Genomic DNA, 20,712 nt, shown 5'->3' with positions numbered 1-20,712 from the left:
GCTCACCCCGTTCCACCCGAGGGCACCGGCTGACCGGCCGTGGCCGGATCCAGCGCGGGTCCCGTCGGCACCAGTGCCAGGAGACCGCTCGCGAGCGCTTGCCTGGCCACCGAACCGTAACCGAGCGAGGCGAGCGCCGGGGCGGTCGCGACCGGATATTTTCGGCCCAGGTCCGTGACCAGGTAGGTCGTGCCGGAGCCCGCGTCGGAAACCACGGCGCCACCCGAGGGCGGCACGTACACCTCGTCGGCCACGCGGGCGTCACGTCGCGTGGTCACCGGCAGGGCGCGCCCGCCCGGCGGCACGGGCACGTCGGCGGAGACGAAGATGCGCCCACCCTGCGCGCAGAGCGTGACCGACGAGCCGGTGATCGGCGCCTTGCCGGGGATCCGGTCGGGGTACGCCGCCGGGTCGGCGCCACCGGCGCGCGTCGCCGCGACCTTGGGCACCGCGGCGACGTCGGCCGCGCGGACGCGGACGGGCGCCGGGTCGCCGTCGTAGGCGGAGTCGTTGGCGGGGGTGGTGACGAGCAGGCTCGCCTCGGTCTGGCCGACGGGTTCGAGGCCGTCGGCGTGCACGAGGTAGTACGAGGTGGCGTCGCCGGCGCCGGCCATCGCGTCGACCACACCGAGGACCTCGCCGACGCGGGTGTTCACGCCGCCGACGTGCGGGCCGGGGCCGCCGGCGCCGGGCACCGCGATCTCGCCCAGATCGCGCCCGGCGGGCACGGTGTCGATCCACCGCGACGACACGGCGATGGTCGGGTAGCTGTCGAACTGCAGCGCGGCCGCGGCCTCGTCGCTGAGCCGGTAGCGGCGGCCGTCGGCCACGAGGTACCGCTCGCCGTCGGGCAGCCGGACGATCACGCCCGAGCCGCGCGGCAGCTGCGTGCCCGCCGACGGCGCGCCGAGCACCACCGCCACCAGCGGCTCGGCCGACGCGGGCGCGTCCTGCGTCGTGCGGCTGCAGCTGGTCCACGGCGCCGAGACCAGCGCCGTCGTGGCGGGCAGGGAGTCGGGGGCACCGGAGATGCCGATCTCCGTGCCGCGCGGGGCCGTGCCCAGATCGGTGGAGGAGACGGACACGGTCGCGTCGCCCTTGCCGCCGGCGAGGAGGCGGGCCGAGGCGTAGTTCAGCACCGGGTGCACCGCGCCGTCGGCACCGAGCACGAACCGGGCGCCCGTGCCCTCCTCGACGATCACGCGCCCGCCGGCGAGCCAATCCTTGCCGCCGGAGGGGTTGAGCAGGCCGATCACGCCGAACACGGCCGTGACCAGCAGCGCGGCGGCCAGGCCCAGCACCGTGCCGAGCACGAGCCGGCGGCTGGGCGAGACGGGGTGGTTGGCGTCGGCGGCCACGAGCGCGGACACGAGCCTGCGGCGCAGGAACTGGTAGGCCTGGATCTGGTCCCGCTGCGTCCACACGCTGCTCCGGCCCCCTCACGCCTTGTTCCGGGCGCGAGCGTAGGAGCGCGCGGACGCGGAGGACGAGGGTAATTTTTACGCCCTCGCGGCGGTGTGTGGGGCACTAGCGTTACCGGTACCGCCCGGGAAGGGGTTCGTCCGTGTCCGTGTCAGCCCTGCCGGCACCGGTGGCCGCGCCGCCTTCGCGGGCCGGCACCGCCGCGCTGCCGTGGCTGCTGCCGATCCGGCCGCTGCAGGCCGCGCTGTGGGAGATCGCGGCGATCGCGGTGCTGCTCGTGTTCACCGTCGGCGAGGTCGCGCAGCCTGCGCGGATCACCGTGGCCGCGGTCGCGGGAGTGCTGGTGCTGACCACGTCGGTGCGCGTGGGCGGCCGGCACTTCGCCGCGTGGGCGGGCGCGTGGCTCGGCTACCGGCTGCGCCGCCACGACAGCCGCCGCGACAGCCCCGACCCGCTGCACCGCGTCGCCGGGCCGGTGCGGGTGCGCCAGCACGTGGACCGCGCCGGCAACCGCTTCGGCGTCGCCGAGGTCGACGGCGACTGGAGCGCCATCGTCCGCCTCACCCCCGGCGCCGGCGAACCCCCGGCCGACGCGCTGCTCGCGATCCTGCGCAAGTCCTTCCACGGCACCGACATCCCGCTCGCCGCCGTGCAGCTGCTGACGTGGGCCGTGCCGCGTGGCCCGCAGGTGTACCGCGCGCGCTGGCTCGCCGTCCGCTACCGCCCCGCCGACGCCCCCATCGCCGCCCTCGCCCGCGGCGGCGGCGAACTGGGCGCCTTGCGCAGCACGGCGAGCGCGGCGCTGAGCCTCATGGTCGCCCTCGCCGAGGCGGGCTACCCGTCCACGGTCCTCGAAGCCGGCGAGCTGACCACGGAACTGCGGGTGGCCCTGGGCGTGCCCGCCTCACCGGTCCCCCTGGAGACCGACGGCGACGGCTGGCGCGCCTGGTCGTGGTCCGGGGCCACCCAGACGTGCTACCGACCGCGTTCGACGCGGGGCCTCGCGCGGATCCTCGGCCTGGCTGTGCCCGAAGCCGCGTTCACGGCCACCTCGGCCACGTTGCGCCGTACGCCCGGTGGGCGAGAGCGGGTGGACGTCACGGTGCGGGTGGGCGCCCGGTCGGGTGCGGAAGCGCCGGTGCCGCAGGGAGTTTCGGTGGTGCCGCTGCACGGCGGTCACGAAGCGGCAGTGCGGCGGACGTTGCCGCTCGCGCTGACCTGAACCGCCTCGCACGCCCGGCAAGTGGGCACCCAACCGAGTGTGGAAGCGCTCGTGCGGCAAGGCAGCCACGCAGTGCCGCTGCACGACAGTCACGAAGCCGCAGTGCGGCGCACCCTGCCCCCGCGCTGACCCGATCCCGTCTCGCGCGCCCGGCAAGTGGGCACCTACCCGAGTGCGGAAACACCGGTGCCGCAAGAAATCCGGGCAGTACCGCTGCACCGGGGTCACGAAGCCGCAGTGCGAGACACCCTGCCCTCCGCGCTGACCCGAACCCGCGTCATCCCGAAGGCCGTCACCGCCGTAGCAGCCCAGACCGCCGAGGCGAGCGTGAACGCGGCCACGCCGAGGCGGAACACCCGGCGGCGGCCGACGATGTCGCCGAGGCGGCCACCGGTGACCAGCAACAGCGCGAACGGCAGCGTGGAGGCCGCGCTGTACCAGGAGATCGTGGCGGCCGCGCCGCCCAGTTCGGCGTGGATGGCGGGAGCGGCGACCTGGACGATCGTGGTGTCGAGCAGGTTCATCGCCTCGGCGACGAGCAGCACGGCCAGCGCCGCCCAGCGGTGACGGGGTTCGTTCGGCATGGCACAGGAGCCTGGACACCGCCTGCAGGCAGTTGCAGCAACAAGCCGATTTGTGGACAAAGATTCCACGCAAAGCCCGAAAGCAGCAGAATCAGTGCATGCTCGGCGACCTCGACCGCGCTCTCGTCCACGCACTGCAGCTCGACGGCCGGGCCCCGTTCGCCCGGATCGGCGCGGTGCTGGGCGTGTCGACGCAGACCGTCGCGCGCCGCTACCGGCGGCTGCGGGCCGAGGCCGGCCTGCGGGTGGTCGGGCTCGCCGACCCGCACCTCACCGGGCAGGCGCAGTGGCTCGTGCGGCTGACCGTGGTGCCCGGGGTGGCACAGCGCGTCGCCACGGCACTGGTGCGGCGCACGGACACCACGTGGGTGAAGCTCGCGGGCGGCGGCACCGAGCTGTGCGCGATCGTGGTCACGCCGTCGGCGCAGGAGAACTCCTTGCTGCTGCGCGACATCCCGCGCACGGCGGGCATCACGGGCGTCTCCGCGCACCGGATGCTGCACACCTACCTCGGCGGGCCGACGGCGTGGCGCGGGCGCGTCGACGGGCTCACCGAGGCGCAACAACGGCAGCTCACGTCCGACGTCAGCCCCGGTCCGGTCGAGCTCACCGAAGCCGACGCGCCGCTGTTCACCGCCCTCGGCCAGGACGGCCGCGCGGGCCAGGCCGAGCTCTCGGCCGCCGCCGGGCGCTCCCCCGCCGTCGTCGCGCGGCGGCTCGCGGAGCTCAAGACCGCCGGTGCGCTGTTCTTCGACGTCGAGATCGACGCGGCGCTCTTCGGCGCCACCACGCAGGCGTTGCTGTGGATGGCCGTCGCGCCCGCCGACCTCGACGCCGTGGGCACCGCACCCGCCGCGCACCGCGAGCTGGCGGTCGTCGCGGCGACGACCGGACCCACCAACCTGCTCGCCCACGCCCTGTGCACCGACTCCGCCGACCTGCACCGCTACCTCACCCGACGCCTCGGCGCGCTGCCCGGCATCCGCACCTGCGAGACGGCACCGGTGCTGCGGACGCTGAAGGCCGCCAGCCCGATTGGCACTCCGTTCGGCGGTCGAATCGGCCCTCCCGAGCGGGCCACCGGCCGGTTAGGGTCGGGCGCATGACGCTGGATCTCGCCGTGGCCAACGCGGCCGCGTTCTGGACGGTCGTCGCCGAGACACGCGGCCACGCCGTGACCACGCGGCCCGGGTTCGTGTGCGTGCACGGCAGCGAGCGCAGCGGCACGCGGATCGTGCTGCGCACCGCGACCCCGAGCGCCGACGACGTCGCCGAGCTCATCGAGCTGGCCAAGAACGCACCGGTGGTGCTGGTCGAAGACGCGTACTCCACAGTGGACCTGAGCCCGCTCGGCTTCACCTCACGGCAGCTGCCCGTGATGACCCGCACCGGCCCCGGCTTCGGCGAGCGCAGTGCGTTGCGCGTAGAGGATCCGGACCTGCTCGCGACGGTGGAAAACGTGGTCGTCCATGGCTTTCCGCTCGACCGCCACCAGCCCTACGTCCGCGGCGAGGTCTTCCCGCCCGCTCTGCTGGACCGCGCCGGCGTGAGCACCTGGCTCATCACCCGCGACGACGAACCCGCCGGCGCCTGCCTCGCCGTCGACGACGGAGCGGCCGTCGGGCTCTACTGGGTGACCACCCTGCCTGCCCAGCGTTCCCGGGGCGTCGGCCGGGCACTGATGCACACCGTCCTGTCCGAAGTGGACGGACGCGCCGTCACCCTCACCGCCGCCAAACCCGGCAAACCGCTCTACGACTCCCTCGGCTTCACCACGGTCGGCACGGCCACCTGGTGGACGCTGTGACGGTGGGCAGCGCGTACTGGATCGCCGCGGTCCGGGCCCGTGAGTCCGAGCGCGAAGACCGGCTCTTCGACGATCCCTTGGCCCGGGAGCCGGCCGGAGAGCGCGGCGGATCGTCACGCTGTTCGACACCACGGCCCGGCTGAGCGCACCGGGCAGCCGCTTCGCCGCCGACGTCACCGGCACCACCGGCCTCTACTCCCCTGCGATGCGGCCCTACCACAAGTGGTGCGCCGAGACCGGTTTTGCGCCACCGTTCGGCAGCGACGACCCCGCCGCCCCGGCCGAAGCCGGCGGCTGGACCCTCGACCACCTCACCGCGCCGGGTGAGGCGGACGCCAACCACGGCCACCTGCACCCGCAACCCGAAGACCTGATCCCGGGCCGCACCCACTTCGTCATCACAAGACGCTAGCCCCGCACCGCCTGGTACACCCCCGCGATCATCCCCACGAACGGCACGAGCGCCAGCAGCACCAGGAACTCAGACACGTCGAGCAACCGCGACCAGTACGGCGACCGCACGCCCTTCGCCACGCGCGTCGCGTACACCAGGCACACCACGGCGGCGACCAGCAGCGCCGCGCCGCCCGTCAGGAGCAGCACGCGGTTGTCGGCGGCGATCAGCCACGCGGCCGCCGTGAGGAGCGTGACCACGCCGAAGCCGGCGAGCACGAGGCGTTGCGAGCGGCCCGCGTAGGAGCGCGAACGCTGCACCCACGCGATCCCCGTCAACGCGGCCAGCCCGGCTTCCCACGGCCCGCCCGAAACCGCGAGCGTCACGGCCGACGCGAGCACGACCAGCCCCAGCGCCACCAGCAGCGCGGTGAGCAGCAGCTGCGCGTAGGTGGTCCGGCCGACGACGTCCGCGCCGAGGGAGGGCTGTTCGTTGGCGCGGAAGGATTCCATGTCGTCCGGCACCCGCGGCAGCGGCAGCCGGCCGAGGCGCAGCGCGAGCATCGGGGCCACCGCCGCGAGCGCCGTGGCCAGCACCGCCGCAACGGCCGCCGCGGCCACGGGTTTCACGCCCGCCAGCAGTACCACGCCGGTCGTCAGCGCGCCGAGACCGGCCGCGCCCGTGATGGCCACGAACACCGGCAGCCGGTCGGCCACCGACACCGCGGCCAGCACGCCGTACACCGTCACCGCCGCCAGCCCCGCGGCGAGCGGGCCCGCCGACAGCGAGAACACTCCGTGCGGCGGCAGGATCGACATCCCGGCCGCCAGCGCGACGAACACCCCCGCCACCGCACCGGCCGCACCCGCGCCCGAATCGCCGTAGGCGCGGGAAAGCGCGCCACCGCCGAGCAGCAACAGCACCGACAGCAGCCCGGTCGCGATCGGCGCCAGCACGCTGCCCGCCGTCGACGCCTGCACGAGCAGACCACCGGCGGCCAGCAGCACCACGGCCGCCGCGATGCCCGCGCGCCGGGCGACCCGAGGGCCCCACGCCGTGGAAGCGGCGTCGCCGACGCTCGCGATCGAGTCCACGACGTCGTCGAACAGCAGCGGGCCACGCGGGCGTTCGCGCGGGGTCAGGTGCAGCACCTCACCGTCACGCACCTGCGCGGCGGCCACCGTGAGCCCGAGCGCGAGCGGCGCGCCGCCGAGCCGCGAGAGCACCCACCCGGGGTGCTCGGCCGCGGCCTGGCCGGTCGCGCCTGCGAGCCGCACGAGCTGCGGCACCAGCTCCGCGAACGTGCTCTGCTGCGGCAGCGCCACGTCGACGCGGGCGCGCGGCGTCACGATCGTCACGCGCCGGGTCGACCCGGCGAGCGCGGGCGCACTCACTGCACGGACCTGGACGCCTCGATCACCGGGGCGAACTTCGCACTGCTCGCCTCGGCCAGCTTCTGCAGGCCCGCGTTCACCGCCTCCAGCACGATCTCCGACAGGTTGCGCGCGTCGTACTCGCGGATCGCGCGCGGATCGATGTCGATCGAGGTGAAGCGGCCGTCACCGCGCAGCGACACCGTGACCTCGTTCTGCCGCGAAGCCGCCTTGACCTCCATGGCCTCGACCGAGCGCTGGATGCGCTGCACCTCCTCGGTCTGGCGGCGGACCTGCGCCAGCAGCTCGTCCATGTCCGGCACGGCGTACGGGTCGGTCACAGCTGTTCTCCTTCTCCTGCGGGGGTTTCCCGGCGGACGTGCACGCTGGCGACGAACCGGCGGAAGTCGGGGGTGAGGCGTTGCGCGGCCTCGGGTTCGGCCGTGAAGACGAGCTCCAGCACCACTCGCCCGACCGGTCCGTCGACGCCCGGCACGGTGAGGAACACCTGCGTCTGCACCAGGTCCGTGCCCTCACCGGTGCGCAGGCGCAGCACTTGCGTGAGCCCGGGCGCGGTCGGATTGCCGACGTCGTGGCGGCGCACCACGTCGAGCAGCGCCATGGTGCGGCCCAGGCGTTCCACGGCCTCGTCGGCGATCTCGGCGAGCGTCGCCGGGTCGGGGCGCTGCCGCACGCCGATGGTGATGTTGGGCGTGAACCCGGGCTCGCGGTGCACGGCGACGAACGCGACACCGGGCGCGCCCGCCCCCGCCGGGTCGAGCGGCGTCCACCCCTCGGGGACGTCGAAACCCAGCGGGAGCGAGACGGTGTCGGCGGCCACTACCAGGACCCCACGTAGTTCACGGCGTCGTCCCACGTGTGCCCGACGTAGTCGGCCGCCTGGTTCGCGGCGCTGCCGACGGCGTCGACCGCCGCGCCGCCGTACTCGCCGATGGTGTGGCCCAGCTTCGGCAGGTCGATGTCGATCTTCGCCCCCACACCCGCGCCGAGGCCGAGCGCGACACCCGCCTTGAAGTTGACCTTGATGTGCCCGGCGTCGTACACGGCCTGGCCGTCGAGCTGAGCGCCGAGGCCGTACTGCAGCGTGCCGTTGGCGCCGACCCCGACGCCCGCGACATCGGCCGAGACCTCGCCCTCGACCTTGCCGCCGACGAACGCGTTGCCGTGCACCCCCAGCCCGTGTTCACCGAACTGCGCCGAACCGCTCACCTCGCCGCCCGCGAAGACGGACGCCTTGCCCTGCGCCTCCGCGACGCCGTACTCGAGCTTGCCGTCCACGCTCTTGTCGAGCGCGGCGAGCTGGGCGTGCCCCGAGGCCTTGGCGTCCCAGCCCTCGGAGGTGATTTTCCCGTCGTACTCCGGGGAAAAGCCGTCCTGCTCGTGCTGGGTCTTGTAGTAGGTGATCTCGGTGTTCTTGAAGGCCTTGTCCTTCAAGGTTTCCGGCTCCGGTTGCCCGAACGGCGTGTCGGCCTTCTTCGACGCGCGCGTGCCCTGGAGGCCGTCCCAGGTGAGCTTCTTCCAACCGGAGTTGCCGAACCACGACGGCACCGTGCGCGGGCGCTTGCGACCGTCGAGCGGTTCGCCGCCCAGCCAGCTCAACGCACCGGTGCTCCACTTGCCCAGCTCGTGTTCGAGCCGGCCGACGCCCTCCGGAGGGAAGAGCTGCTCCAGCGCTTCGGACAGCTCTTCGGCCACCTGCTTCGCCATGGCGACGGCCTGTTCGCCGAGCGAGCGCGCGGCGGAGATGAACGCGGCCACGGCGTTCGGGTTTGCAGCCTTGGCCTGGCTGGTGAGCTGGGCGCCGTACTGGTCGAACTGCGCGAGCACGGAGTCGACCGCCTGGCGGGCCCACTGCAGCAGCTGCGCGGCCTTCGCCAGCCGCCGGCCCTGGTCGGCCAGTTTCGTGCCGTCCTCGGTGAGCTCGCCGGCGGACTTCTGCGCGGCCGCGGCGTAGGCGGTGTAGGCGGCGCCGTCCCAGTCGGTGTGCAGATCCTTGGCGGCCTGGGAGATCTCGGTCGCCTTGCCGTTGACGGCCGACGCCTGTGTGCCGCACTGCTCAGACGCGGTGGTCAACGCCGCCGGGTCGCCCGTGACCCGGCGCTGGTACTCGACCAGCACCCGGCGGTAGGACGACAGGACCGAGCTGACGACCCCGGACGCGTCGACGGCCATCAGGCGCCCTTCGCGTCGATGTCCACGTGCTGCTGGAAGTGCCGGCCGTTGTAGGTGAGGTCCAGGTCGATGTCGAGGTCCTGCCCGGCGGGGGCCTCGACCGTCGACTGGCCGGTGGCGAGATCGGTGTGGATCACGACCTCCCCGGCACCCCCGGGGGCGATCGGGCTGACGGTGCCGCCGGTCGGGGGTGCGATCGGCGTGGTGCTCGGAGCTGTCGTGCCGGTGGTGCCCGTGGTGCTCGGGTCGACGGCGATCCAGCTGTTCGCCGGATCGAGCGGGGTTCCGTTGGCCGTCACCGGGTTCATCGGCGTGGTGGACGGCGCGGTGCCGGCGAGTGCGGGTGGCGTGTAGTTCGTGAACGACGGCTGCCCGGTCGGCGTACCCCCGCCGGTGCCGCCCGCGATCGCCTGCTGGCCGGCCGCGCTCGCCACCGAGGGCGGCGCCACCGGCGCGGTGACCGGCGTGCCCGACACGGCCGCGTTGCCCGAGGTCCCGGCCGCGGCGGCCGCACCGGCGTCACCGCCGTGGAACAGCTTCTCGATCTCGCCGATGATCTGCGCGACCTGCGTGATCTGGTTGGCCAGGTCACCGGCGCCGAGCGCCTTGAGCAGCGCGCCGATCGCCGTGATGAACGCCTTGAGCGAAGCGCTGGTGGCCGTGGACAGCGCCACGGCGGCGCCGTAGGTCCACCAGTTCGACATGAGCGACGCGACGGTGGGGTTCACCGCCGAGACCACCGAGCGGTAGGCCTCCTGCGCCGTCTTCACGAGCGTGCCGGACACGCCGAGCAGCTGCGCGCCTTTCTCGATCACACCGATGATCTTCGTGAGCTGGTCGAGCGAATCGGTGATCTTCTTCAGCGCCGACTCCGACGCGGTGCCGGACCACACCTTGCCCAGCTGGTCGGCCGCCTTGCTCAGCTCGGTGTAGAGCGACGCGAACTCGCTTGCCTTGTGCAGCAGGTCGAGCACGTGCTTCGCGATCTGCTCCGGCTGGCCGGTGACGATCTGCGGCAACGTGGTGATCGGGCCACCCGAGGACGCCGTGGCGTCCATCGCGCTGGAGTTCGGGAAAGTCAGCATCGGACCTCACTTGCTCGGGAGTCGCTCGGGAGTCGGGAGTCAGACGGACGCGGGCCGGTAGACGCTGAGCTTGGCCAGGCCGTCGATCCCGGGATCGACGAGTCCGTGGTTGTAGAGGGCACCGCCGTCGCCGGCCACGCCGATCACGGCGCCGGAGTCGGCGAACAGCAGGGGCTCGACCACCACGACATCGCCGGCGTGCACGCCACCGGGCACGTCGCCGAAGGTGCGGGCGGTGCCGGAGTAGACCTCGATCAGGCCGACCCGGGCCTGGTTGTCGGCGTCTCCGGCGAGCCAGTCGTTGAAGTCGGCGACGCCGTGGAAGCGGGCGTCGGTGATGGGGTGCTCGCCGAGCTTGCCGAGGTCGGCGTCGCCGAGGTAGCGCAGCACGTTGCCGACCGAGCCCGGGTCACCGTGGGCCCCGGCGCTGTCGTTGATCGCGATGGTGGCGAGCTCGCCGGCGTGCGGGGTGCCCCAGATCGACGACGTGGGCGCCGCCGTGGTGGAGGTGCCGCCGCCGTAGCCGCTCGCCGCGGCCTGGTCGGCCGCCTGGTACGCGTCGGCGCTGGTCTTGACCAGGCCGTTGACCTGCTGGAGCAGCTGCAGCAGCGTGCGCACGGCCGTGACCTGGGTCGACTGCAGGGCCGAGTTGGCCGCCGCGACCGCGCTGCCGAAGGAGGCGAACGACGTCGGCTGGATCACGAGTTTCTCCAGGTCGGAGACCGCGTTGATGCCGTGGGCGACGATGCCGCCGACGTTGCCCACGATCGAGCGCATGGCCTCGGGTTCCGCCCGGTACTCGCCGGTGGTGACCATGGCTCTCCTTCCCGGTAGCGGCGTGCTGCCTCCCCCGTGCGGGGGGGCTCGGCAGAGCGTAAAAGCGTGTCCGGCTGTGAGCGGACGGCAAAAGTACCCACCAGGACGGCCGCGGTGGTGGCGAAAATACGGGGTATGAGCCTGTCCCGTGACCGCCTCGACCTGCTCGGCGAGCAGCCCGGGGAGATCATGCTGCAGTCCCCGCCGATGCTTCCCAAGAGCGGCTCGGGCGGGCTCGTGCAGCTCATGATGTTCCTGCCGATGATGCTCGGCATGGGCGCGATGTCGTTCGTCTACATCGGACGCGACGGCGGGGTGATGACCTGGATCTTCGGCGCTCTGTTCGTGACCGCGATGGGCGGCATGGTCGTGATGTCGCTGGGGCGCGGCGGGATGGCCAAGAAGGCGCAGATCAACGAGGAGCGCCGCGATTACCAGCGCTACCTCGCCGGTCTGCGCACGAAGGTGCGCGCGGTCGCCGACGAGCAGCGCGCCGCGCTCGTCGCGCAGCAACCCGACCCCGCCGACCTGTGGGCGTACGTGGAGACCGGCCAGTACTGGGACCGCCGCCGCGGCGACCGGCACTTCGCGCTGGTGCGCGCGGCCAGCGGCCCGCAGCCGCTCGCGACGCCGCTGCGCGCGCCGCAGACCGTGCCGCTGGAAGACCTCGACCCGGTGTCGTCGACGAACCTGAAGTACTTCATCCGCACGTACTCCACTGTGGAGGGCCTGCCGGTTTCCCTGTCGCTGCGCTCGTACGCGGCGACGACGCTTTCGGGCCGGCGCCCTGACGTGCTGGCGATGGTGCGGGCGCTGCTGGCGCAGCTGGTGACGTTCCACTCCCCCACCGACCTGCGCGTGGCGTTCTGCGTGCACCCGGACCGCCGACACGACTGGGACTGGGCGAAGTGGCTGCCGCACGCCACGGCTTCGGTGTTGACGGACGCCACGGGGCGGCGCCGGCTCGTGGCGTCGGGGCCGGTGGAGCTGGCGGAACTGCTGGGCCCGGACCTGGGCGAGCGCCCGGCGTTCACCCGACGGCCGGGCGCGCCGCAGGACCTGCCGCACGTGGTGGTCGTGGTCGACGGCGGCGGCACGCAGGGTGAGCCGCGGTTGCTCGCCGAGGAGGGCCGGCTCGGGATCACGGTGCTGGAGATCGGCGGTGAACAGCCGCGCGCGACGTCGAACGAGCAGCTTTTGAGCCTGCACGTGGCCCCGGACCAGCTGGGCATGGTCGTGCTCGACGGCGGCACCGAGGCCCGGCTGGGGTTCCTCGGCACCCCCGACCTGCTCGACCGCGGGGCCGCGGAGGCGCTCGCGCGCGCGCTGACGCCGCTGTACCAGGGCACGGCGGTGGTCAGTGAAAAGCCGATGTCGGCGACGTTCGGGCTGGCCGGGCTGCTCGGCATCGGTGACCCGCGCGACACCGACACCACCATGACGTGGGCCCCGCGCGCGGCGCGCGACCGGCTGCGCATTCCCCTCGGCGTGAACCCCGACGGCCGGCCGGTGGAGCTGGACTTCAAGGAATCGGCTGAGGGCGGCATGGGTCCCCACGGCCTCGTGATCGGCGCGACGGGTTCCGGCAAGAGCGAGCTGCTGCGCACTTTGGTGACGGCGCTGGCCGTGACCCATTCGTCGGAGAAGCTGAACCTGGCGCTCATCGACTTCAAGGGCGGCGCGACGTTCGCGGGCATGACCGGGCTGCCGCACGTGTGCGCGGTGATCACGAACCTGTCCGACGACCTCACGCTCGTCGACCGCATGGCCGACGCGTTGAACGGCGAACTGCTGCGCCGCCAGGAACTCCTGCACGCGGCGGGCAACTACGCTTCCGTGCGCGACTACGAGAAGGCCCGGGCGGATGGCGTCGCGCTGCAGCCGTTGCCGTCGCTGCTGGTGATCATCGACGAGTTCTCCGAGCTGCTGTCGTCGCGGCCGGAGTTCATCGATCTGTTCGTGGCGATCGGGCGTCTCGGGCGTTCGCTGGGGATCCACCTGCTGCTGGCTTCCCAGCGGCTCGAGGAGGGCCGGCTGCGGGGGCTCGACTCGCACCTGTCGTACCGGATCGGGCTGCGGACGTTTTCCGCCTCGGAGAGCCGCGCGGTGCTCGGGGTGGCGGACGCGTACCACCTGCCGCCGGTGCCGGGGTCGGCGTACCTGAAGTCGGACAACGAGACTTTGACGCGCTTCAAGGCGGCGTATGTCTCGGGGGAGCTGCCGCCGCGCAGCACGATCGTGCGGGAGGACGGGCGGCAGGTGGGGGTGCTGCCGTTCACGTTCGAGGCGGTGGAGGTGCCGCTTTCGGTGCAGGCGACGGCTGAGGTTGCGTTGCCCTCGGGTTCCGGCGCCGGCTCTGGCTCGGGCGAGACCATCATCGGCGCGATGCTGTCCCGGTTGGAGGGCCGCGGTCCCGACGCGCACCAGATCTGGCTGCCGCCGCTGGCCGAACCGCCCACTTTGGACCAGCTGCTGCCACCTCTGGGTGACGATCCCGCGCGCGGCCTGTGCCCCCTGGGCTGGGGCGGCAACGGCAAGCTGACCATCCCCGTCGCCCTGGTGGACAAACCCTTCGAACAACGCCGCGACATGCTCTGGGCCGACTTCTCCGGCGCGGCCGGCCACGCCCTGATCGTCGGCGCACCACAAAGCGGCAAGTCGACTTTGCTCAAGGACATCGCGGCGATGCTCGCGCTGACCCACACCCCTGCCGAGGTGCAGCTCTTCGTGCTGGACATGGGCGGCGGCGCACTCGCACCCATCGCCGGCCTGCCCCATGTCTCGGGTTACGCCACCCGCCGTGACGCCCAGCGGTGCCGCCGCGTGGTCGCCGAGCTGACCACGCTGCTGGAACAACGCGAGGAGTTCTTCGCGGCCCAGGGCATCGAGTCGATGGCCGCCTTCCGCTCCCGCCGCGCCGAGTTGACGGAGAGCACGGACGGCCGCGAATTCGGCGACGTGTTCCTGTTCGTGGACAACTGGACCACGATTCGGCAGGAATACGAGCAGCTGGAGGAGCAGATCACCGGGCTCGCCGCGCGGGGTCTGGGTTTCGGCATCCACGTGATCGTGACGGTGAACCAGTGGATCGGCATCCGGGCCCAGCTGCGTGACGCCATTGGTACGCGCTTCGAGCTGCGCCTGGGTGATCCGGCGGATTCGTCCATTGATCGGAAGGTGGCTCTCAATGTGCCGGCCGACCGTCCTGGTCGTGGTCTGACTGCCGAGAAGCTGCACTTCCTGTCCGCGCTTCCGCGGGTGGATGGTGACCAGCGGCCGGAGACCATCGGTGCCGGTGGCTTGGATCTGGTGCGCCGGGTGACTGCTGCTTGGCCAGGTGCCCGCGCTCCACAGGTGCGGTTGCTGCCGGCGGAAGTGCCGCTGGAGTCACTGCCGGCTTCGTCGCGGGTTGTGCTGGGCATCGCGGAGTCGACCCTGCGCCCGGTCGAACTGGACTTCGCCGCCGACCCCCACTTCCTGGCCTTCGGCGACGTGGAGTCGGGCAAGAGCTCTTTGCTGCGTGCGTTGGCTTCGGGCATCTCCTCGACCTTCACCCCGGACGAGGCGTTGATGCTGGTGGGCGACTACCGGCGCGGGTTGTTGGGCGCCGTGGACCAGCCGCACCTGCTGGGTTACGCCGGCGCGGAGAACACCCTGACGGATCTGGTGAGCCAATGCGCGACGGCGATGCGCAACCGGCTTCCGGGTCCGGATGTGACACCGGAGCAGCTGCGTTCGCGCTCTTGGTGGCGGGGCCCGGACCTGTACGTGCTGATCGACGACTACGAACTCGTGGCCACTGCCGGCAAGAACCCTCTGTTGCCCCTGCTGGAATTCCTGCCGCAAGCCCGGGACATCGGCCTGCACCTCATCATCGCCCGCGCCTCGGGCGGCGCCGGGCGGGGCTTGTACGAGCCGGTGTTGCAGCGGGTGCGGGAGCTGGGCTCGCCGGGACTGATCATGTCGGGAGCGAAGGAGGAGGGCCCGTTGCTCGGCGACGTGAAGCCTTCGCCCCAGCCACCGGGCCGGGGGACGTTGGTGTCACGTCGGCACGGGACTGGGTTGGTGCAGGTGGCGTGGACGAAACCGGTGGAGTCCTAACGGTGACTTCGACTCAGGTCACCGGGCCACGCGGCGCTTCCAGTACTCGATAGTCGTAAGCCCCACCTCCCGAGTAATCAGGCAAAACTCGAAATCCCGCTTCAAGCAGGACGTCACCCATCATCTTGATGATGAGCTGCTTTGCATTCAGGACGCGACCTGTGTCGAGGAACTTCTGGCTCGCCGGCGGCTGGGGCGTCGACGCATTGCTGGGCCGCCAGACGCGCCACCACTCCGACCTCGACCTGCTGCACCGCGCCGACGAAGAACCCGCCGTTATCGCAGCACTGCACGACTTCACCGAGACCGAGAACTTCCGCCCGGTCCGCTTCGTCCTCACCCGCCCCGACGGCGCCGTCCTCGACCTGCACCCGCTGCACCTCGCGGCGGACGGCTCCGCCACCCAGGCCGCCGACACCGCCGGCGGCCTGTTCCGCTATCCGGCGGACTGTTTCACCACGGGGACCATCAGCGGCCGCACCGTGCCGTGCATCTCGACAGCGCAGCAGCTCGCGTTCCACGAGGGTTACGAACCGCGGCCCCACGATCTGGCCGACGTTGCCGCCCTTCGCAAAGCCTTCGGCTAACCCAGCAACCCCAGCAAAGCCTTCTTGTCCGGCTTCCCCGAAGCCGCCACCGGCACCGCGTCGATCACCGTCACCGACGCCGCCGTCTCGCCGACGAAGCCGGCCACGATGGCGTGCAGGGCGGTCAGGTCCGGCGTGTGGCCAGGGGCCGCGACGACAAAGGCTCGCGCCCGCTCCCCGGTGCCCTCGTCGGGAACCGCGACGACGTAAGCCTGGTCCACGGAGGCGTCGACGGTCAGAGCACGCTCGATCGGTCCCGTGTAGTGGATCACCGCGTTCACGATCACCACATCGCGCGTGCGCCCCGTCAGGTGCAGGAAACCGTCGGCGTCGAAGTGGCCGATGTCCTGCGTGCGGGCCCAGCCGTCGGCGAGCACCGAGGCGGTCAGCGAGGGATTTCCCCAGTAGCCCGAGAAAAGCCCCGGCGTCCGCACGAAGATCTCCCCCGAGACACCGGCCGGCACGGCCTCACCCGAGGCCGACCGCACCGAGATCGAGACCCCGGCGAGCGGCCGCCCCACCGAGCCGAGCGCGGTCGGGAACTCTGCGACGTCCGTGGGGGTCAGCACGGTCATCTTCCCCACCTCAGTCTGGCCGTAGGCCTGCTGCATCCCCGGCCCCACCCGGGAAAACGCCTCCGCCATCAGCCCGGGCGCGACGGGAGACCCGGCCACCACCAGCATCCGGACGCCGCTGAGATCCACAGTGGACTCACGCAGTACGTCGAGGATCCGGTACAACCGGGGAACGGTCGTGAGCGCGGCCGTGATGTCCAGTCGCGGCAGGATCCACGGGAAGTCCGGCAGCTCGGACGGAATCACGACCGTCCCGCCGGCCAGGAGGCACGAGCGCAGGTGCGTGATCATCACCGCGCTGGTCAGGGTGCCGAACAACAGGAACCGGCGGTAGCGGTCGGCCAGGTCCGCGGCGTCCTCCGACGGGCGGTGCTCGATCCCCTGCGCGGTCAGCGCCTCGAAACTGTACGCGACCCCCTTCGGCAATCCGGTGCTGCCGCTGGTGAACACGACCCACCCGATGTCCTCGGGACGCCCGCACGGCACCGGCTCCTCGAACGTCGCCCGCACCAACGTCTCGACCGGCAGCAGCCGCGACGCCGCCTCCCGCAGCTCCGCGGTTTCGGAGTCCGCCACGACCACGCTCAGGTCGCCGACCACCGCACGCAGGTGCTCGGCCGGCAGGCCCGCCCGGATACCGACCGCGCGGCACCCGAGCACCTGCGCGGCGATCAGCGCGGCCCAGCCCTCGGGCGTGACGGCGGTGGCCAGGCCGACACCGTCACCCCGCGAAACCCCCGCGGCCCTCAGCCCGGCGGTGAACCGGCCGATCAAGTCGAGCACCTCACCGCGCGTGACGTGGCGGGTGCCGTGCTCGAACGCCACCGCGTCCGGATCCGAACCGAGCGCGTCGAGCAGTGACTGCGGGTAGACCATGAACCGAGTCCTACGCCCAAGATCTCAGAATTCCGTCAGAACGTGCACCCGCGGTGAGCGCAACGACAGCCCCACACCCGCTGCCACCACGGCGATCAGCCCGGCGGCCGCCGCCAGCGTCCAGAAGTCCGGGCGGACGATCGACTGGCCGCGCAACGCCTGCCACGTCACCAGCGCCATCAGTCCCGCGTAACCCGCGGCCGCGGTCCACACCAGCCGGCGGCGCACCAAATCCGACAACAGCACCGGGTAGCGCCGCGCGAGGGCCACCAGAGCCAGCGCGATCAGCGGCAGCACCTGGATCGCGTGAATGCCGACGAAGTGCGGGATCCGCAGATCCCCGCCCGCCGTGCTCCACCCGAGCACCGGCAGGCCGGGTCCGCCGTCGGCCAGACCGACCGTGTGGCCGCCGACCGTCGGTGGGCGGACGCCCTCGGACATGACGGCCCGCTGCTGTGGCGTGGGCGAGAACATGAGCAACGCCGAGCCCATCCCCACCGCCGCCAGCGCCGTTCCCCAGCGCAGCGCCGAGGAGAGGGCGCGGTCCGGCAGCTTCTGGAACAGCAGCAGCACGACCACGGCCGCCGTCGCACTCCAGGCGGTGAACGCGCCGGTGGCCACGAAGTTGTTGATCGACAAGTCATCCGGGGTCGCGTGGTTGAAGTGCAACGCCCGGCCGCGCCCCACCACCTGCCACACCAGCAGCGCCATGTCCGCGCCGATGCCGACGGCGAACGCCGTGCCGAGCCACCACCCCACACGCCGCCCGCGCCGCACCAAGGTGAGCAGCCAGGCGAGCGTCAAGGCGTACATTCCCACCGAAACGGCGAACTTGAACGGTTTCGCCCACAACGGCGCGTTGACGAGCGTGCGATCATCGAACACCAGCCCCGCGGCCGACACCACGAGCAGCACCGCCATCGCCCCGGCCAGCACCACGAGCGGGCGGTGCAGCCGCCCCGCGGTTGTTCCCCCAGTTGTCATGCGCCCAGCGTCGCGAGGCCGGCGGAAAAGGGCACTGGAGAGCGCCCCCGTCCCCGCGGTGGGGCACGCCCCACTGCGTGTAGGTAATAGTGCCGTCAAAGCGACCGGCAGTTGTGCCGTTTGACCACACCTTCTCGTTTTCTAGCGTGACATTCACAACGCGCGGGCAGGGGCAAGCCTCTCGCGCACCGGGATCTTCCGCGAGAGGGAAGGAGGTGGCCCGTCATGTCCAGTCCGGGATTCCAGGCAGATTCCGCTGCGATGACGCGCGCCGTCCAGGGCTTCGAGGAAACCGCGTCGAACGCGAAGACGACCATGGCCAGCCTGGAGTCGGAGCTCACCGAGACTCTGCGCAACTACAAGGGTGACCAGGCCGTGGCGTTCTGGGACCTGCAGCGCCGGCTCCAGGAGAAGATGCAGGCCGCGGTGAAGGAGCTCGACACCATGTCGCAGCTCGTGCACACGAGCCACACGAACTACAACACCGGCGACTCGGACGTGCACCAGAGCTTCCAGAGCGTCGGCCACAACCTCGAGGGCTCGTCGGTGATCCCTCGCCTCAACCTTTGAGTTTCGGAGAGGACCGGCAAGATGGCTGACGTCGTCGAAATCAACTTCGCCGCGCTGCAGTACAGCTCGGCGTCGCTGGCCGCCAAGGCCAAGGCACTGACCTCGCAGCTCGAGCAGCTGCACCAGAACCTCCAGCCGATCACGGCGACCTGGTACGCCTCCGGTAGCTCCGCCGGTGAGGCCGCCCGCTCGGCCGAGACGCGGCTGCGGCAGGCCACCGCCGACATCGTCGCGATCATCGCGCAGTTCGGCGGCAAGGTGGGCGACGCCCACGACCTGCAGTCGCAGCTGGAGAACCGCAACCAGGGTCTGTTCGCCTGATCCGCTCCCGACGTCGGTCGGCCGGTGCGGGAAACCCCCCGCTCGCACCGGCCGGCCGGCTTTCCAGCGTCCGATACGCACGAGAGGGTCGGGACCGATGCCGGACCAGTCGTACTACGTTCACCTCGAATCGCTGAAGGACTTCGTGCGGGAGCTGGAAACCCAGATCCACGCGATGTCCAAGCCCGACGATTTCCTCAGCACGCTCGGCGACCACCCGCTGCTGTTCGGGGAGTTCGGGGAAGCCGGCTCACTCGTCGACGCCCACCGCGCGGCGGTCGCGGAAATGCGCGGGCTGCTCGAACAGGTCCGCGGCGCGATCACATTCGCGCAGGACGTGACCACCACCGTCGCCGACGGTTACGCCCAGGCCGACCAGTCGGTGGCCGGTGACCTGCACCAGTCCGGCAGTGAGACCGGCCTGCTCGATCCGCTGCTTTCGCTGCTGGGCCTCGGCTCCGGCGGCAGCTCGAACCACGGGGGGACGGACGCATGAGCGGCGCGCACACCAACTTCGCCGCGTACACGCACCAGCAGCTGTACGCGATGTTGCAGGCCGGCGACCCGAGCAGCGCCCAGGCCGCGGCCGACCAGTGGAACTCCGCCGCGATCGGGTTGCACGAGCAGGCCGAGAACCTGTCGAAGGAGCTGTCGGACTTCTCGGGCGAGTGGACCGGCGGCGCGGCCGACCAGTACTCGCACATGATCACCGACCTCGTCGGCGGCATCCGCAAGGTCGCCCAGACCGCGCAGGGCATGCAGCACATGCTCGAGGACGCGGCCGACGCGCTCGTGAAGGCCAAGGCCGAGATGCCGCCGCCGGTTGCGGTGCCGGACATCTCCCCCGGCGAGGTCGCGCTGGCCGTGAACCCGCCGCTGCTGCCGCCCGACTCGTCGCCGGCCACCGTGGCCGCCGCGGCCCAGCAGCGGCAGCAGGCCATCGCCAACGTCGAGGCGCAGCAGCAGGCCGCGAATGCGGCGGGATCCGCGCACGCCAAGGCGATCGTCGTGATGACGAACCTGGCCACCAACTACACCGCCGCCGAGGACTCGATTCCCGTGTCGCCCAACGCCCTCGACTCACCGGAGGCCCCTCCGGCCGGTGGCGGCGCGTCCGGCGGCGGCGCGGCGAGCAACGGGCTCGGCGGCTCGGGTGTCGTGCTCGGCCCCCCGGGCGACACGCACCCGTTGCCGAACGATGGCACCACCACCGGCACCACGGGGGTCGCGGGCTCGAACCCGGCCACCGCGGGCAGCCCGCTGTTCGGCGACATGTTCACGGCGGGGCTCGCCGCGGCGTCGGCGGCGGCGTTCGGGCGGTTCGGCTCGATCATGCCGAAGGTGCCCGCGTGGGCGTCCGGAAAGGACTCCGACGACAAGAAGGACGAGGAACCGGGCACGAAGCTCGGCGGCGGCGCGGGCACCGAAGGCGGCGCCGGCGGCGGGATCCCGGTCGGCGGCGGAGGTGCTCCTCCGCTCGACGGCGGCGGAATACCCAGTGGTGGCGGGCTTTCCGGCGGCGGCGACGTACCGTCGGCGCACTCCGGCCTCGCGGGCGACGGCGGCGCGTCGAACGTCCTCAGTGGACTCGCGGGCGGCGCGGCCGGTGCCGCGGGCGCGGCGGCGAAGAGCGCGATGCCGATGATGCCCATGATGCCGATGGGCATGGGCGCCGGCAGTGACATGGGTTCGGGCCGGCGGATCCCGGCGTGGCTCGTGGAGACGGAGAACGTGTGGGGCCAGCAGGCGCCCGTGGCTCCGTCGGTGATCGGCGAAGAGCCGGAAACCTACTGACAGGGAGG

General features: G+C 72.1%; 20 protein-coding genes. 10 read left to right on the top strand and 10 right to left on the bottom strand.

From position 1 onward, the window contains the following. Positions 1 to 2 precede the first annotated feature (2 nt). Positions 3 to 1,424 carry a type VII secretion protein EccB gene (gene eccB, locus ACWEOE_RS12015; RefSeq protein WP_452007394.1) on the bottom strand — a complete coding sequence of 474 codons (1,422 nt, stop codon included), beginning with the start codon at positions 1,422 to 1,424 and terminating at the stop codon, positions 3 to 5. A 146-nt stretch (positions 1,425 to 1,570) separates the two neighbouring features. Between eccB and ACWEOE_RS12010 the strand changes: the two genes are divergently transcribed. After that, positions 1,571 to 2,644: a type VII secretion protein EccE gene (locus ACWEOE_RS12010; RefSeq protein WP_452007682.1), complete on the top strand. Its 1,074-nt coding sequence runs from the start codon at positions 1,571 to 1,573 to the stop codon at positions 2,642 to 2,644. Positions 2,645 to 2,868: 224 nt separating this feature from the next. On the opposite strand, the gene ACWEOE_RS12005 is transcribed toward ACWEOE_RS12010, so the two are convergent. Then, positions 2,869 to 3,228 (bottom strand): MFS transporter, encoded by a 360-nt coding sequence (locus ACWEOE_RS12005; RefSeq protein ID WP_452007392.1) that lies wholly within the window; start codon positions 3,226 to 3,228, stop codon positions 2,869 to 2,871. Positions 3,229 to 3,326: 98 nt separating this feature from the next. Between ACWEOE_RS12005 and ACWEOE_RS12000 the strand changes: the two genes are divergently transcribed. The 3 genes from ACWEOE_RS12000 to ACWEOE_RS11990 all read left to right on the top strand — a co-directional run bounded on the left by ACWEOE_RS12000 (position 3,327) and on the right by ACWEOE_RS11990 (position 5,447). Further along, a complete protein-coding gene (locus tag ACWEOE_RS12000) occupies positions 3,327 to 4,334 on the top strand; it encodes an Lrp/AsnC family transcriptional regulator (protein ID WP_452007390.1) in 1,008 nt (335 codons plus the stop codon). Then, a complete protein-coding gene (locus ACWEOE_RS11995; protein ID WP_452007388.1) occupies positions 4,331 to 5,035 on the top strand; it encodes a GNAT family N-acetyltransferase in 705 nt (234 codons plus the stop codon). The genes ACWEOE_RS12000 and ACWEOE_RS11995 overlap by 4 nt, the downstream gene beginning before the upstream one ends. A 205-nt stretch (positions 5,036 to 5,240) precedes the next feature. Further along, a complete protein-coding gene (locus ACWEOE_RS11990; RefSeq protein WP_452007386.1) occupies positions 5,241 to 5,447 on the top strand; it encodes a hypothetical protein in 207 nt (68 codons plus the stop codon). On the opposite strand, the gene eccD is transcribed toward ACWEOE_RS11990, so the two are convergent. Genes eccD through ACWEOE_RS11960 form a run of 6 tightly spaced genes read right to left on the bottom strand, consistent with a single transcriptional unit; the run spans position 5,444 to position 10,896 of the window. Then, entirely contained in the window at positions 5,444 to 6,823 is a 1,380-nt protein-coding gene (gene eccD / locus ACWEOE_RS11985; RefSeq protein WP_452007384.1) for a type VII secretion integral membrane protein EccD, read from the bottom strand. The genes ACWEOE_RS11990 and eccD overlap by 4 nt on opposite strands. Further along, a complete protein-coding gene (locus tag ACWEOE_RS11980; protein WP_220237990.1) occupies positions 6,820 to 7,143 on the bottom strand; it encodes a YbaB/EbfC family nucleoid-associated protein in 324 nt (107 codons plus the stop codon). Before ACWEOE_RS11980 ends, eccD begins: the two co-directional genes overlap by 4 nt. Next, positions 7,140 to 7,643: a hypothetical protein gene (locus tag ACWEOE_RS11975; RefSeq protein ID WP_452007382.1), complete on the bottom strand. Its 504-nt coding sequence runs from the start codon at positions 7,641 to 7,643 to the stop codon at positions 7,140 to 7,142. The genes ACWEOE_RS11980 and ACWEOE_RS11975 overlap by 4 nt, the downstream gene beginning before the upstream one ends. Further along, the gene (locus tag ACWEOE_RS11970; RefSeq protein WP_452007380.1) at positions 7,643 to 8,995 is read right to left on the bottom strand and encodes a WXG100 family type VII secretion target; all 1,353 of its coding nucleotides are present in this window, start codon (positions 8,993 to 8,995) and stop codon (positions 7,643 to 7,645) included. Before ACWEOE_RS11970 ends, ACWEOE_RS11975 begins: the two co-directional genes overlap by 1 nt. Continuing rightward, positions 8,995 to 10,080 (bottom strand): WXG100 family type VII secretion target, encoded by a 1,086-nt coding sequence (locus tag ACWEOE_RS11965; RefSeq protein WP_452007378.1) that lies wholly within the window; start codon positions 10,078 to 10,080, stop codon positions 8,995 to 8,997. The genes ACWEOE_RS11970 and ACWEOE_RS11965 overlap by 1 nt, the downstream gene beginning before the upstream one ends. 39 nt (positions 10,081 to 10,119) lie before the next feature. Continuing rightward, positions 10,120 to 10,896, bottom strand: a complete 777-nt coding sequence (locus ACWEOE_RS11960) for a WXG100 family type VII secretion target (RefSeq protein ID WP_452007376.1) — start codon at positions 10,894 to 10,896, stop codon at positions 10,120 to 10,122. Positions 10,897 to 11,031: 135 nt separating this feature from the next. Between ACWEOE_RS11960 and eccCa the strand changes: the two genes are divergently transcribed. Both eccCa and ACWEOE_RS11950 read left to right on the top strand, forming a co-directional pair. Next, positions 11,032 to 14,997, top strand: coding sequence for a type VII secretion protein EccCa (gene eccCa / locus ACWEOE_RS11955; protein ID WP_452007374.1), 3,966 nt, complete (start codon positions 11,032 to 11,034; stop codon positions 14,995 to 14,997). A gap of 161 nt (positions 14,998 to 15,158) precedes the next feature. Next, positions 15,159 to 15,584, top strand: coding sequence for a nucleotidyltransferase domain-containing protein (locus ACWEOE_RS11950; RefSeq protein WP_452007372.1), 426 nt, complete (start codon positions 15,159 to 15,161; stop codon positions 15,582 to 15,584). Here the strand turns inward: ACWEOE_RS11950 and ACWEOE_RS11945 are convergent. Further along, positions 15,581 to 17,035 (bottom strand): class I adenylate-forming enzyme family protein, encoded by a 1,455-nt coding sequence (locus ACWEOE_RS11945; protein WP_452007371.1) that lies wholly within the window; start codon positions 17,033 to 17,035, stop codon positions 15,581 to 15,583. The genes ACWEOE_RS11950 and ACWEOE_RS11945 overlap by 4 nt on opposite strands. A 24-nt stretch (positions 17,036 to 17,059) precedes the next feature. Then, positions 17,060 to 18,019, bottom strand: a complete 960-nt coding sequence (locus ACWEOE_RS11940; RefSeq protein ID WP_452007369.1) for a hypothetical protein — start codon at positions 18,017 to 18,019, stop codon at positions 17,060 to 17,062. A 225-nt stretch (positions 18,020 to 18,244) separates the two neighbouring features. Here ACWEOE_RS11940 and ACWEOE_RS11935 point away from each other — a divergent pair, with 225 nt between their 5' ends. The 4 genes from ACWEOE_RS11935 (at position 18,245) to ACWEOE_RS11920 (ending at position 20,704) form a co-directional block, all read left to right on the top strand. Further along, positions 18,245 to 18,589 (top strand): WXG100 family type VII secretion target, encoded by a 345-nt coding sequence (locus ACWEOE_RS11935; protein WP_452007367.1) that lies wholly within the window; start codon positions 18,245 to 18,247, stop codon positions 18,587 to 18,589. Positions 18,590 to 18,610: 21 nt separating this feature from the next. Then, entirely contained in the window at positions 18,611 to 18,910 is a 300-nt protein-coding gene (locus tag ACWEOE_RS11930) for a hypothetical protein (protein ID WP_452007365.1), read from the top strand. Between the two features lie 97 nt (positions 18,911 to 19,007). Next, entirely contained in the window at positions 19,008 to 19,406 is a 399-nt protein-coding gene (locus ACWEOE_RS11925) for a hypothetical protein (protein WP_452007363.1), read from the top strand. Beyond that, positions 19,403 to 20,704 carry a WXG100 family type VII secretion target gene (locus tag ACWEOE_RS11920; protein ID WP_452007361.1) on the top strand — a complete coding sequence of 434 codons (1,302 nt, stop codon included), beginning with the start codon at positions 19,403 to 19,405 and terminating at the stop codon, positions 20,702 to 20,704. Before ACWEOE_RS11925 ends, ACWEOE_RS11920 begins: the two co-directional genes overlap by 4 nt. The last annotated feature ends 8 nt before the right edge of the window (positions 20,705 to 20,712 follow it).

It is taken from the genome of Amycolatopsis sp. NPDC004368 (assembly GCF_053602515.1).
The sequence above is the reverse complement of the archived record's forward strand: the minus strand, read 5'-3'. Positions and strand labels throughout refer to the sequence as shown.